Annotated in this window: 9 protein-coding genes and 1 pseudogene; 8 read left to right on the top strand and 2 right to left on the bottom strand. The window is 64.3% G+C overall.

Translation table 11 applies throughout. The features are described from left to right. Window positions 1–91: 91 nt before the first annotated feature. Window positions 92–967, bottom strand: a complete 876-nt coding sequence (gene ptrR, locus G3436_RS21005; protein WP_163949028.1) for a putrescine utilization regulator PtrR — start codon at window positions 965–967, stop codon at window positions 92–94. A gap of 104 nt (window positions 968–1071) precedes the next feature. On the opposite strand from ptrR, the gene G3436_RS21000 reads away from it, so the two are divergent. The 7 genes and pseudogenes from G3436_RS21000 (at window position 1072) to G3436_RS20970 (ending at window position 10576) form a co-directional block, all read left to right on the top strand. Next, complete coding sequence (locus G3436_RS21000; RefSeq protein ID WP_163949025.1) at window positions 1072–2463, top strand: aldehyde dehydrogenase family protein; 1392 nt, start codon at window positions 1072–1074, stop codon at window positions 2461–2463. A 226-nt stretch (window positions 2464–2689) separates the two neighbouring features. Continuing rightward, window positions 2690–4066: an LLM class flavin-dependent oxidoreductase gene (locus G3436_RS20995; protein WP_163949022.1), complete on the top strand. Its 1377-nt coding sequence runs from the start codon at window positions 2690–2692 to the stop codon at window positions 4064–4066. A gap of 214 nt (window positions 4067–4280) precedes the next feature. Next, complete coding sequence (locus tag G3436_RS20990) at window positions 4281–5327, top strand: ABC transporter substrate-binding protein (RefSeq protein ID WP_163949019.1); 1047 nt, start codon at window positions 4281–4283, stop codon at window positions 5325–5327. A 129-nt stretch (window positions 5328–5456) separates the two neighbouring features. Then, window positions 5457–7004 carry a PucR family transcriptional regulator gene (locus G3436_RS20985; RefSeq protein WP_163949016.1) on the top strand — a complete coding sequence of 516 codons (1548 nt, stop codon included), beginning with the start codon at window positions 5457–5459 and terminating at the stop codon, window positions 7002–7004. A 194-nt stretch (window positions 7005–7198) separates the two neighbouring features. Beyond that, the gene (locus tag G3436_RS20980; protein ID WP_163949014.1) at window positions 7199–8659 is read left to right on the top strand and encodes an NAD-dependent succinate-semialdehyde dehydrogenase; all 1461 of its coding nucleotides are present in this window, start codon (window positions 7199–7201) and stop codon (window positions 8657–8659) included. A gap of 49 nt (window positions 8660–8708) precedes the next feature. Beyond that, a pseudogene (gabT, locus tag G3436_RS20975) lies at window positions 8709–10000 on the top strand (4-aminobutyrate--2-oxoglutarate transaminase). Window positions 10001–10084: 84 nt separating this feature from the next. Next, window positions 10085–10576 carry an Lrp/AsnC family transcriptional regulator gene (locus G3436_RS20970; RefSeq protein ID WP_163949012.1) on the top strand — a complete coding sequence of 164 codons (492 nt, stop codon included), beginning with the start codon at window positions 10085–10087 and terminating at the stop codon, window positions 10574–10576. 1 nt (window position 10577) lies between these two features. Here G3436_RS20970 and G3436_RS20965 read toward each other — a convergent pair whose 3' ends face one another. Beyond that, window positions 10578–11459 (bottom strand): LysR family transcriptional regulator, encoded by an 882-nt coding sequence (locus G3436_RS20965; protein ID WP_163949010.1) that lies wholly within the window; start codon window positions 11457–11459, stop codon window positions 10578–10580. Window positions 11460–11585: 126 nt separating this feature from the next. Here G3436_RS20965 and G3436_RS20960 point away from each other — a divergent pair, with 126 nt between their 5' ends. Next, window positions 11586–12767 (top strand): acetyl-CoA C-acetyltransferase, encoded by a 1182-nt coding sequence (locus G3436_RS20960; protein ID WP_163949008.1) that lies wholly within the window; start codon window positions 11586–11588, stop codon window positions 12765–12767. Window positions 12768–12826: the final 59 nt, after the last annotated feature.

The following is a 12826-nucleotide window of genomic DNA, read 5'->3' as shown; positions in this document are numbered from 1 at the left end:
TGCAACGCACCATGGCCTGATAGATCGGCGTAGTCAGCCTTGGTAGCCACACATCAGATCCCAGTGAGCCCATCACGGGCTCCCCCCCACCCTACGGCGCCAACACCACACCACGCGCCTCCAGCAATTTCACGAACATCGCCAGGCTGCGCGATACCGTGCCACTGCGCCATACCAACCAGGTACGCAAATAACGGAAATTTTCCGATAACGGCCATACGCTCACGGTGGCACACCCCGGCATGCTTTCAAGCATGCTGCGCGGCATCAACGCCAACCCCGCACCCGCACTCACACACGCCAACATGCCGTGATAACTCTCCAGCTCGAAAATCTTGCCCGGCACCGCCGCATCCACGGTGAACCAACGCTCGAAATGATGGCGGTACGAGCAGTTGGCCCGGAACGCGTAGATGCTCTCGCCATTCACGTCCTGCCCACGCTGGATCGGCGCATGGTTGAGCGGCGCAATGATCACCATCTCTTCCTCGAACACCGGTACCCCCTCCAACGACGGGTGCAACACCGGGCCATCGACGAACGCCGCCGCCAGGCGCCCCGCCAACACTCCCTCGATCATGGTGCCGGACGGCCCCGTGGAGAGGTCCAGCTCGACCTTGGCGTACTGCTGGTTGTAAGCGGCCAGCAACGCCGGGATGCGCACCGCCGCCGTACTCTCCAGCGACCCCAGCGAAAACGCCCCCTGAGGCTCATCACCCGCCACCGTCAACCGCGCCTCTTGCACCAACGCCAGAATGCGCCTGGCGTACTCCAGGAACGTCCACCCCGCCGGCGACAGGCGCAGGCGCAGCTTTTCGCGTATGAACAGCTCGACCCCAAGGTCGGCTTCCAACTGCTTGATCCGCGTGGTCAGGTTGGACGGCACCCGGTGGATGTGCTGGGCCGCCGCGCTGATGCTGCCATGCTCGGCCACCGCCTTGAAAATCTCGAGCTGTACCAGATCCAATTCATTCTCCAATCGTGAACGAAACCATCTTTACTATTCAGTTTTCGAAAGATTAACACGGCAGTACGCTGGGCCCCTGTTTCCCCTTCCGCAGGAACGCCCGCATGACCGACATCTCCAGCCGCACCCACGCCCTGTCCATCAACCCGGCCACCGGCGAGCAGGTCGGCCATTACGCCTACGCGTGCGACGCCGCGCTGGATGCCGCCCTGTCGCGCGCAACTGCAGGGTTTGCCAGCTGGCGCCGCACGCCCGTCAGCAACCGTGCAGCGTTGCTGGTGAAGCTGGCCAGCGTGTTGCGCGCCAACGTCGATGCGATGGCCCGCATGATCACGCTCGAAATGGGCAAGCCGGTCACCCAGGCCCGTGGCGAGGTGGAGAAATGCGCCCAGCTGTGTGAATGGTACGCCGAACACGGCCCGGCCATGCTCGCCCCGGAGCCAACCCAAGTGGCCGACAACAAGGCACACATCGAATACCGTCCACTGGGCCCGATCCTGGCGGTGATGCCGTGGAACTTCCCGCTCTGGCAGGTACTGCGCGGCGCCGTGCCAGCGCTGCTCGCCGGCAACACCTATGTGCTCAAACACGCCCCCAACGTGATGGGCTCGGCCTACCTGCTGCGCGATGCCTTGCAGCAGGCTGAGTTCCCCGAAGGCGTGTTCGAAGTGCTCAACGTGACACCTGATGGCGTGTCCAAGGCCATCGCCGACCCGCGCATCGTCGCCGTGACCCTCACCGGCAGCGTACGCGCCGGTACCGCGATCGGCGCCCAGGCCGGTGCCGCGCTGAAAAAATGCGTGCTGGAACTGGGCGGCTCCGACCCGTTCATCGTGCTCAACGACGCCGACCTGGACGCCGCCGTGCAGGCCGCCGTGATCGGCCGTTACCAGAACACCGGCCAGGTCTGCGCCGCAGCCAAGCGCCTGATCGTCGAACAGGGCGTGGTGGCCGAGTTCACCCGCCGCTTCGTCGAGAAAACCCGCGAGCTGGTGATGGGCGATCCGCTGCAGGCCAGCACCTACCTGGGCCCGATGGCGCGCTTCGACCTGCGCGACGAGCTCGACGAGCAGGTCCAGGCCACCCTCGCCGAAGGCGCCACTCTGCTGCTCGGCGGCCACAAGGCCAGCGGCCCGGGCAACTATTACGCGCCCACGGTACTGGCCGATGTCACCGACCAGATGACCTCGTTCAAGCAGGAGCTGTTCGGCCCGGTGGCCTCGATCATCACGGCACGCGATGCCCGCCACGCCCTGGCACTGGCCAACGACAGCGAGTTCGGCCTGGCCTCGACCATCTACACCCGTGACGTGGCGCTGGCCAAGCAACTGGCCGACGAGCTGGACACCGGCGGCGTGTTCATCAACGGCTACTGCGCCAGCGACCCGCGCGTGACCTTTGGCGGGGTGAAAAAGAGCGGCTTCGGTCGCGAGCTGTCGCACTTCGGCGTGCGCGAATTCTGCAACGCGCAGACCGTGTGGTACGACCGCCACTGACCGCTACCCGGGCCTGGCAAGCACAGCGCTGCCAGGCCCGCACCGCGCATATGCCGCCAAGCGAGGCGGCTATGCCATAAAAGCCGTACAGCAACGCTGCAGGCTGGGTTTAAATACACCTACCTGGCACACCAGGCCCTGCCCTTTTTCCTCACGTTGCGCCCCTTTGGACACGCCACCTGGCGACCCACGCTTGTGCTTTGCAACGTGCATTCCAGGTAACCAGATGTCCGAACCAACCCCTCTACTGTTTGCCCTGTACGAGCAGGCCAGCGTCGGCTGCGGCGGTGCGCCGAGCCTGTGGACCCACCCTGCCGACGAGCGCCTGGCGATCAACTCGCTGGGCTACTGGTCGAACCTGGCGCGCATCGCCGACCAGGCGCACCTGGACATGCTGTTCTTCGGCGACGTGCTGGGCTTTTACGATGGCTTGGGCGGCAACGCCGATGCCGCGTTGAAATGGGCCGTGGAAGCCCCGGCCAACGACCCGCTGATGCTGATCCCGGCACTGGCGGCGGTCACCGAGAACCTGGCGTTCGGCGTGACCGTGACCACCAGCTACGAACACCCGTTTACCCATGCGCGGCGCTTCAGCACGCTGGACCACCTGACCAATGGCCGCGTGGGCTGGAATATCGTCACCTCCTACCTGGCCAGCGCTGCACGCAATTTCGGCCTGGAGCAGATGATCAGGCACGATGACCGCTATGAACGCGCCGAGGAGTTTCTGGAGGTGGCCTACAAACTGTGGGAAGGCAGCTGGGCCGACGATGCAGTGGTGGCCGACAAGTCGCGCCAGCTGTATGCCCAGGGCCACCGCGTGCGCCCGATCAACCATGCTGGCGAACATTATCGGGTGGCCGGCCCGCACCTGACCTCGCCGTCACCGCAGCGCACGCCGCTGCTGATCCAGGCCGGCTGGTCGGGGCGCGGGCGTGCCTTTGCCGCCAAGCATGCGGAGTTGATCTTCATTGCCAAGTCCAACCCGCACGAGATCCGCCAGGGGCTGGAGGACATCTGGGCGCAGGCCGAGGCACGCGGGCGTCAGGCGCAGGATGTGAAGTCGCTGACGGTGCTGCGCATCGTCACCGCGCGTACCGAGATCGAAGCCCAGCGCAAATACGACGAACTGCAAAGCAACTACCACCTGCAGGCGCAACTGGTCAGCTACGCGGGCGACACCGGCATCGACATCAGCCGCTATGCCGACAACGAAGCGCTGGCCACCCACACCGAAGGGCTGACCTCGTACGTGATGCACCCCGACGGCAGCGGCAAGCCGTTGACGGCCGGTGATGTAAAGCAGCGCTTTGCCCAGGTGACCCGCGGCAGCGACCTGATCCTGGTCGGCACCGCGCAACAGGTAGCCGATCGCATCGAGGCCCATGCAAAAATCTCCGGGACCAGTGGCTACATGCTCAACCCGCTGATCAGCCCCGGCAGCCTCGAAGACTTTGTCGAGCTGGTGATCCCCGAGTTGCAGAAACGCGGCCTGTACCGTACCCAGCCGCACACCGGCACCCTGCGCTCACGCTTGCGCGCCGACGGCGCCAGTCATCTGCCAACCTCGGCCTACGGGGCTGGATTCCGCTTCGATCACTGACAATCTGGATTTATCCTACAAAGCACAGGATAAAAAATTACATCCCTCCTGTGCTTTGTAGATACCGCTCCCCCGCGCGATCCGTTAGCCTCGATTCACTTCCAAGCCATCAGGCCCTTCTCCCGATAAGAAACCACCACCGCTTACGAACTTTGCGCCCGCTTGCAACTGCCAATACATAACTCGAAACAACAGTCTTGATTGGAGCGTTCGAATGTCGAAAAAACTCTTCACCCTGTCCGTACTGGGCGGCCTGATGTTGGCCAACAGTGCATTCGCCGAGAAACTTACGGTGATCTCCTACGGCGGCGCGAGCAAGGCCGCACAGGTCACCGCGTTCTACAAGCCCTACGAAGAGAAGAGCAAGACCCAGGTCATTGCCGGCGAGTGGAACGGTGAAATTTCCAAGCTGATGGCCATGTCCCAGACCAACACCGTGACCTGGGACGTGCTCGACACCGAAGACACTGACCGTGCCCGGGGCTGCGAAGACGGCCTGTTCGAGAAACTCGACTATGCACGGCTCGGCGATGAGAAGGACTGGATCGACGGCACCAAGAGCGACGATGGCTGCGGTATCGGGATCTTCGTCTGGTCCAACGTGCTGGCGTACAACGCCGACAAGCTCAAGGGCGCTGCACCACAAGGCTGGGCAGATTTCTGGGATGTGAAGAAATTCCCTGGCAAGCGCAGTTTGCGCAAATCGGCGCGTGGTTCGCTGGAATTCGCCCTGATGGCCGACGGCGTCGCCCCCGGCGAGGTCTACACGCTGCTCAAGACCAAGGCCGGCGTAGACCGCGCGTTCAAGAAGCTGGACGAGCTCAAGCCCTATATCCAGTGGTGGGAAGCCGGTGCACAACCGCCGCAGTACCTGGTGGCAGGCGATGTGGTGATGGCGTCTTCATACAACGGCCGCATCCACGCCGCACAGCAGAGCGGCAGCAACCTCAAGATCGTGTGGAACCAGAACCTCTACCAGTTCGATGAATGGGCTATCCCGCGTGGTACCAAGAACCTGGACAAGGCCTACGACTTCATCAAGTTCGCCATGCAGCCCGAGCAGCAGAAGCTCTACACCGAGCAGATGGCGTACGGCCCGTCCAACACCAAGGCGGCAGCCATGCTCGACAAGTCGCTGGCCGACGACCTGCCGACGGCAGCCGAAAACAACAAGAATGCCCTGCGCGTAGACGTCGACTTCTGGCTTGAGAACGCCGAGACGCTGGAACAGAAGTTCAACGCCTGGGCCAGCAAGACCTGATTTCCCCACCCTGTGCGCCCCATGGACGGTCAGCGCACAGGTTCTATTCATCTGAGCCAGGGCCTCGCCGCTGCCATGTCCAGTCCGTTAGACTGCGATCCTTCTTCGTGTCTGGATCGTGGATTGCACATGAAACTTGCCGATGCCCTGGAACAGACTTCCCTCAGCCGCGCCACCGTGGTCGCGGGCAGGCAAGCCCTGGACCGCGACCTCGGGTGGGTGCACATCGTCGACCACCCGGACATTTTCAACTGGTTGAAAAAGGGTGATCTGCTGCTGACCACCGGCTACAACTGGCCCCACGACCCGCAGACGTGCCGCGAGATGGTACGCAAGCTGGCCGAACTGGAGCTGGCCGGGGTGGTGATGGCGGTGCCGCACTTTCATGAGCATTTCCCCCAGGCCGCCATCGACGAAGCCGAGCGCTGCAATTTCCCGCTGCTGGAACTGCCATGGGAGGTCGCCTTCAGCGACATCACCCAGCAGATCCTCGAACAGATCATCAACTTCCAGACCCGCATCATCCGCCGTTCCGACCGCATTCATCGCATGCTCACCCGCGCCGCCATCGAGGCCGACAACCTGCAGAGCCTGGCCGTGGCGCTGGCCACTGCGCTGGAGCTGCCGGCGCTGATCGTAGCCACTTCCGGTGGTGTGCTTGGCGCCAGTGCCAGCGTGGACCCGGTACGCGAACGCGAGGTGATGCGCAGCTTGCCCGAGGGACTGTTCGCCAGCGCCGAACCGCAGATACTGGGCTTGCCCCAGGATGCAGAAGGCCATCGGCTGGGATGCCCGATCCGCTTGCAGGGTGAACTGGTCGGTGTGGTGTGGCTGCACAGCCCCGCCAACGGCTTTGAAGAACTGCACACCCGCGCAGTCGAACATGCTGCATTGATCGCCGCCCTGCACCTGTCGCACCAGCGCGAACTGCTGGACCAGGAGACCCGCCTGGGCCATGCACTGGTAGCCGGCCTGCTGGAAGGCAAGTTCCCCGAGACGCCGCGCGCTATCGAGCGCGCCCTGGTGTCGGGCTGGTGCCTGACGCGCGACTACCGCGTGTGCCTGGTGCTGCTGGACGAACCGATCCCCCTGAGCCTGGAAGGTTTTCGCCGGCGCAAGGAGCAGGCCGAGCGCATCACCAGCGTGCTGCAGGAGCTGGGTATTGCGCCGTTGCTGTCGGTTTCGCTGAACCAGATCAGCCTGATTGTGCCGGCCGATGTGGCGGTCGAGTCGATCTGGAAGCAGATTCGACTGGAGGCCGGCGCCATGGCGTTCAGCCGGGTGCACCGTGGGGTGGCGGGCATGGCCCTGGGTGCCGAGGACGTGGCCACCCTGCTACCGCTGCTGCGCCCGGGCAAACTGCATGGTTTCGACGAGGTACTGTTCCCGCGGGCACTGATGGGTGATGACGATGCACGGCGCCTGCTGCTCGACCGACTCGTCACCCCGCTGATCCGCCACAAGAACGGCGCGATGCTGATGGAAACCTTGTGCACGCTGGCCAGCGAAGGCTTTCAGCTGGCCAGCAGTGCGCGCTGCCTGGATATCCATATCAGCACATTGCGCTACCGAGTGGAGCGGATCGAGGAGCTGCTGCAGTTGTCGATGGAAAACCCGCAAGCACGTTTTCAGTTGCAAGTGGCGACCGAGATGTACCGCCTGCAACACGACGCCTGAAGCGCATCGCATGCGTTGCCGGCAACGCCGGCTCCTACAGGCGAAGGGGGGTCAGAGCAGCCGCAGCATAGTCTGCCGCTGCGGCGCATAATTCGGCATTTCCTCCCAGCCCAAGCTGCCATCTCGGCATCGGCGACTGCGCCGGCCTTCTTACAATCGTGCTATCCACCGCACCCGTAGAAGGCACTCCAGACATGTTCAAAAACACCCTGCGTGACCCCTCTCTGCTCGTCGAACGCGCCTACGTCAATGGCCGCTGGATCGACGCCGACGACGGTGCCACGATTGCCGTGATCAACCCTGCCGACGGCAGCGAAATCGCCCGCGTGCCAGCGCTTGGCGGCGCAGAAACGCAGCGCGCCATCGAGGCTGCCCGTGAGCGCTTCGAGAGCTGGCGCGAAGTCCCTGCCGCCACCCGTGCACGCCTGCTCGAAACCTGGCATCGGCTGATCCTGGAGAACCAGGACGACCTGGCCCTGATCATGACTGCCGAGCAAGGCAAACCGCTGGCCGAATCGCGCGGCGAGATCGGCTACGGCGCCACATTCGTCAAATGGTTCGCCGAGGAAGCCCGACGTATCTACGGCGACACCATCCCTGCGCCCACCAACGACCGCCGCATCCTGGTACTCAAGCAACCGATCGGGGTGGTGGCGGCCATCACGCCGTGGAACTTCCCCAACGCCATGATCACGCGCAAATGCGCGCCAGCCCTGGCTGCCGGTTGCACCGTGCTGGTCAAGCCATCGGAAATGACCCCGCTGTCGGCCCTCGCCCTGGCCGTGCTGGCCGACCGTGCCGGGATTCCTGCCGGCGTGTTCAACGTGCTGACCGGCCTGCCCGCCGGCATCGGCGGCGAGATGACCGCCAACCCTGCCGTGCGCAAGCTGTCATTCACCGGCTCTACGCGCATCGGCAAGCTGCTGATGAGCCAGTGCGCCGACACCCTCAAGCGCCTGAGCCTGGAGTTGGGCGGCAACGCCCCGTTCATCGTGTTCGATGACGCCGACCTCGACCTGGCCATCGAGGGGGTGATGCTGAGCAAGTTCCGCAATGCCGGCCAGACCTGCGTGTGCGCCAACCGCATCCTGGTGCAGGACGGCATCTATGAGCGCTTTGCCGAGCGCTTGCAGGCCGCCGTGGCCGCGCTCAAGGTCGGCGATGGCCTGGGCGAAAACGTCACCATCGGCCCGCTGATCAATGCCGCAGCCGTCGACAAGGTGGCCCGCCATATCGGCGACGCGGTGGAAAAAGGCGCACGCATCGCCATCGGCGGGCTGCCACAGGGCGATGACCTGTTCGTGCAGCCGACCGTGCTGCTCGATGCCAGCACCGACATGCTGCTGGCCAGCGAAGAAACCTTCGGCCCGGTAGCGCCGCTGTTTCGCTTTACCGACGAAGCGCAGGCCCTGGCCATGGCCAACGCCACCCCCTTTGGCCTGGGCGCCTACTACTTCACCCAGGACATGCGCCGCGCATGGCGCGTGGGTGAGCGCCTGGAATTCGGCATGGTTGGCCTGAACACCGGGATCATCTCCATGGAAGTCGCGCCATTCGGCGGCATGAAACAGTCCGGCACGGGGCGCGAAGGCTCCAAGTACGGCCTGGACGAATTCCTCGAAATCAAGGCCTGGCACATGGGCGGCCTGGACTGAATACACCCTTTGCACCGACCCACCCACCTCTTCGTTTATGGAGCTGCACATGACTGCTGCACAGACTGAAAACCAACGCCTGCTGGCGCTGCGCGAACAACATGTACCGCGCGGCATCGCCACTGCGCACCCGATCGTCGTGAGCCATGCCCAGGGCAGCGAGCTGTGGGATGTGGACGGCAAGCGCTACCTGGACTTCGTCGGCGGGATCGGCGTGCTCAACGTCGGCCACAACCACCCGCGCGTGGTCGAGGCCGTGCGGCGCCAGGTGGGGGAGATTTCCCACGCCAGCTTCCAGGTGGTGGCGTACGCGTCCTATATCGACGTGGCGGCACGCCTGAATGCCATGGTCGGCGGGGGTGAAGCCTACAAGAGCGTGCTGTTCACCTCCGGCGCCGAAGCGGTGGAGAACGCCATCAAGATTGCCCGTGGCTATACCAACCGCCCTGCGGTGATTTCGTTCCGCGGCGGCTTCCACGGGCGCACCCTGCTGGGCGTGACACTGACCGGCATGAGCCAGCCGTACAAACAGAACTTCGGTCCCTTCCCGGCCGAGATCTACCACGCCACCTACCCCAACGAGTACCGCGGCGTGAGCAGTGACGATGCGCTGGCCGAACTTGACCACCTGTTCGCCACCGACGTGGCCCCCGACCGCGTGGCGGCGATCCTGATCGAGCCGGTGCAAGGCGACGGTGGCTTCCTGCGGGCTCCGGATGCGTTCCTGCGGGCCCTGCGCGAGCGCTGCACCCAGCACGGCATCGTGCTGATCCTGGACGAGATCCAGGCCGGCTTCGGGCGCACCGGCAAGCTGTTTGGCTTCCAGCACGCCGGCATTCAGCCAGACCTGGTGACCGTGGCCAAGAGCCTGGCCGGTGGCATGCCGCTGTCGGGTGTGGTGGGCCGTGCCGAGATCATGGACGCACCGACCCCGGGCGCCTGGGTGGCACCTACGGCGGTAACGCGGTGGCGTGTGCCGCAGCGCTGGCGGTGATGGACCTGTTCGAGGAAGAGGACCTGCTGGCCCAGGGCGAGCGGCGCGCCGCACAACTGCGTGAAGGCTTGCTGGCGTTGCAGAACCGCTACCCGTGCATCGGTGATGTGCGTGGCCTGGGCTTCATGCAGGCGATCGAGATCGTGGCCGACGATGCCGGGCAAACCCCGGATGCGACCCTCGCCCAGTCGATCATCGACCAGGCCCGCGAAGCCGGCCTGTTGGTGATCAAGTGCGGCGTGTACCGCAACGTGGTGCGCTTCCTGGCACCGCTGGTGACCACCGAAGCGCAGGTCGCCGAAGCCCTGCGCATGCTCGACCAGGCCCTGGCCCGCGCCACGGGCTGATACCTGGCGCCCTTCGCTGGCTTGCCAGCGAAGGGACCCTTGAGCGAAGTGTGGCCTTATTTCACCCCGGTTCAGGAGCAAAGAATGGAAGCGGCAACCAAGCTGGATCGGATCGATATCAATATCCTGGTGCAGTTACAAAAAGACGGCCGCATGACCAACGTCAGCCTGGCCGAGGCCGTGGGCCTGTCACCCAGCCCTTGCCTGCAACGGGTCAAGCGCCTGGAAGCGGCCGGTTACATCAGCGGCTACGAAGCGCACATCAACCTGGCCAAGTTCGCCAACTCGGTGACCATCTTCACCGAGGTGACCCTGAGCGACCACAAGCGCTCGGACTTCCAGAAATTCGAATCGAGCATCCGCAACATCGACGAAGTGCTTGAGTGCCACCTGATCAGTGGTGGCTATGACTACCTGGTGCGTTTTCTCACCAGCAGCATCCAGCATTACCAGGAGCTGATGGAGTCGATCCTGGACCAGGACATCGGCATCGAAAAGTATTTCAGCTACATTGTGATCAAATCGCCAGTGATGAAAAACAAGGTACCGCTGCGCAGCCTGATGGCCGCGGTCTAGCTCACTGCCGCGGCGCAGCACGCAGGCTGTCGAACAGCGCCTGTGCGGCCGCCGACAATTCGTGCCCCGGCTTGGTGAGCACGCCGATGGCGCGCTCTACCGGGTCGTTCAGCGTGATGCAGCGTGCACCCAGTTCCTGCATCTGTTGCGCACACAGCGCCGGCACCGCACTCACCCCCAGCCCGCTCGCGACCATGCGCCCCACCGTGGCCAGCTGATGGCTCTCGAACTCCACCGCCAGCTTCATGTCCCGAACCTTGAGGTGCTCTTCGAGCATCACGCGCACGTTGGAGGGGCGCTGCAAGGTGATGAACGGATGCTCCAGCAGCGTCTGCCAGTCGACCTGTTGTCGTTGTACCAACGGCGAGTCCAGAGGCACCACGGCAATGAAGCGGTCGATGTACAGCGGCGTGAATACCAGTGACGAACCCTCGAACGGCTCGAACGCCACCCCCAGTTCCACCTGGCGGTCACGCACCATCTCCAGCACCTGCTCGTTGATCACGTCGTTCACCGTCACGCCGATGTTCGGGTAGCGGGTACGAAAGGCCTTGAGAATCGGCGGCAGCAGGTTGCCGGCGAACGACGGCATCGCCGCCAGGGTCACGCGCCCACGCTGCAGGGTAAAGCGCTGGCGGATCTCGTCTTCGGCATTGTCCCAGTCAGCCAGCAGGCGGCGCGCCAGCGGTAGCAGCGACTCACCTTCCGGGGTCAGCGTGACGTTGCGCGTGGTGCGCGTGAACAGGCGCCCGCCCAGGCCCTCCTCCAGCGATTTGATGGTCAGGCTCAGCGCCGACTGCGACAGGTGCAGGCGCTCGCAGGCCACGGCAAAACTCAGGCTCTGGGCCACCGCCCAGAAGGCGCGCAGTTGCTTGACGGTCATGGGGGCCTCGAATGGATGATCAATTGTTGAGGTTTATCGATCAATCCATCTCAAAAATCAACTTAACAAATATATGTAATGGCGTAACACTCACGCCCACTGGACTACCTACAAGGAGAACACGCCATGCAAGACGTCGTCATTGTCGCCGCCACGCGCACCGCGATCGGCAGTTTTCAGGGCTCGCTGGCTGCCATTCCGGCACCGGAACTGGGGGCGGCGGTGATCCGCCGCCTGCTGGAGCAGACCGGCCTGGCTGGCAGTGAAGTGGATGAAGTGATTCTCGGCCAGGTGCTGACCGCCGGCAGCGGCCAGAACCCGGCGCGCCAGGCCGCGATCAAAGCCGGGCTGCCGCATGCGGTGCCGGCCATGACCCTGAACAAGGTCTGCGGCTCGGGGCTCAAGGCCCTGCACCTGGGCGCACAGGCGATCCGCTGCGGCGATGCCGAGGTGATCATTGCTGGCGGCATGGAGAACATGAGCCTGGCGCCGTATGTGCTGCCGACGGCACGCACGGGCCTGCGCCTGGGCCATGCAAGCATGCTCGACAGCATGATCAGCGACGGCCTGTGGGATGCCTTCAACGACTACCACATGGGCATCACTGCTGAAAACCTGGTCGATAAGTACGCCATCAGCCGTGAGGCCCAGGACGCCTTCGCCGCCGCCTCGCAGCAAAAAGCCTGCGCCGCCATCGAAGCGGGCCGCTTTGCCGACGAGATCACGCCCATCGTGATCGCGCAGCGTAAGGGCGAACCCCTGGTGTTCGCCACTGACGAGCAGCCCCGTGCGGGCACCACGGCCGAGTCGCTGGGCAAGCTCAAGGCGGCGTTCAAGAAAGACGGCAGCGTCACTGCCGGCAATGCCTCAAGCCTGAATGACGGCGCGGCGGCGGTACTGCTGATGAGCGCACGCAAGGCCAAGGCGCTTGGTTTGCCGGTGCTGGCGCGCATTGCGGCGTATGCCAATGCGGGTGTCGACCCGGCGATCATGGGCATCGGGCCGGTGAGTGCGACGCGCCGCTGCCTGCAAAAGGCCGACTGGTCGCTGGAGCAACTGGACCTGATCGAGGCCAACGAAGCGTTTGCCGCCCAGGCGCTGTCGGTGGGCAAGGAGCTGGGCTGGGACGCGAGCAAGGTCAACGTCAATGGCGGCGCGATTGCGCTGGGCCACCCGATCGGTGCGTCGGGTTGCCGGGTGCTGGTATCGCTGCTGCACGAGATGATCAAGCGCGATGCCAAGAAGGGCCTGGCCACCTTGTGCATCGGGGGCGGCCAGGGTGTGGCATTGGCCATAGAGCGCGCCTGATTCGCGGGCGGCGTTGCAGCCCTTCGCTGGCAAGCCAGCTCCCACAGGTACATCACTGT

Origin of the sequence: Pseudomonas brassicae, from assembly GCF_010671725.1 — a bacterium.
Taxonomy (GTDB): Bacteria; Pseudomonadota; Gammaproteobacteria; order Pseudomonadales; family Pseudomonadaceae; genus Aquipseudomonas; species Aquipseudomonas brassicae.
This window is presented reverse-complemented; position numbering and strand designations above follow the sequence as displayed.

Bases quoted from the DNA above. Each gene is read 5' to 3' on its own strand.
- G3436_RS21000 (WP_163949025.1), top strand. From the start codon at position 1,072: ATGACCGACATCTCCAGCCGCACCCACGCCCTGTCCATCAACCCGGCC.
- G3436_RS20995 (WP_163949022.1), top strand. From the start codon at position 2,690: ATGTCCGAACCAACCCCTCTACTGTTTGCCCTGTACGAGCAGGCCAGC.
- G3436_RS20990 (WP_163949019.1), top strand. From the start codon at position 4,281: ATGTCGAAAAAACTCTTCACCCTGTCCGTACTGGGCGGCCTGATGTTG.
- G3436_RS20985 (WP_163949016.1), top strand. From the start codon at position 5,457: ATGAAACTTGCCGATGCCCTGGAACAGACTTCCCTCAGCCGCGCCACC.
- G3436_RS20980 (WP_163949014.1), top strand. From the start codon at position 7,199: ATGTTCAAAAACACCCTGCGTGACCCCTCTCTGCTCGTCGAACGCGCC.
- G3436_RS20970 (WP_163949012.1), top strand. From the start codon at position 10,085: ATGGAAGCGGCAACCAAGCTGGATCGGATCGATATCAATATCCTGGTG.
- G3436_RS20965 (WP_163949010.1), bottom strand. From the start codon at position 11,459: ATGACCGTCAAGCAACTGCGCGCCTTCTGGGCGGTGGCCCAGAGCCTG.
- G3436_RS20960 (WP_163949008.1), top strand. From the start codon at position 11,586: ATGCAAGACGTCGTCATTGTCGCCGCCACGCGCACCGCGATCGGCAGT.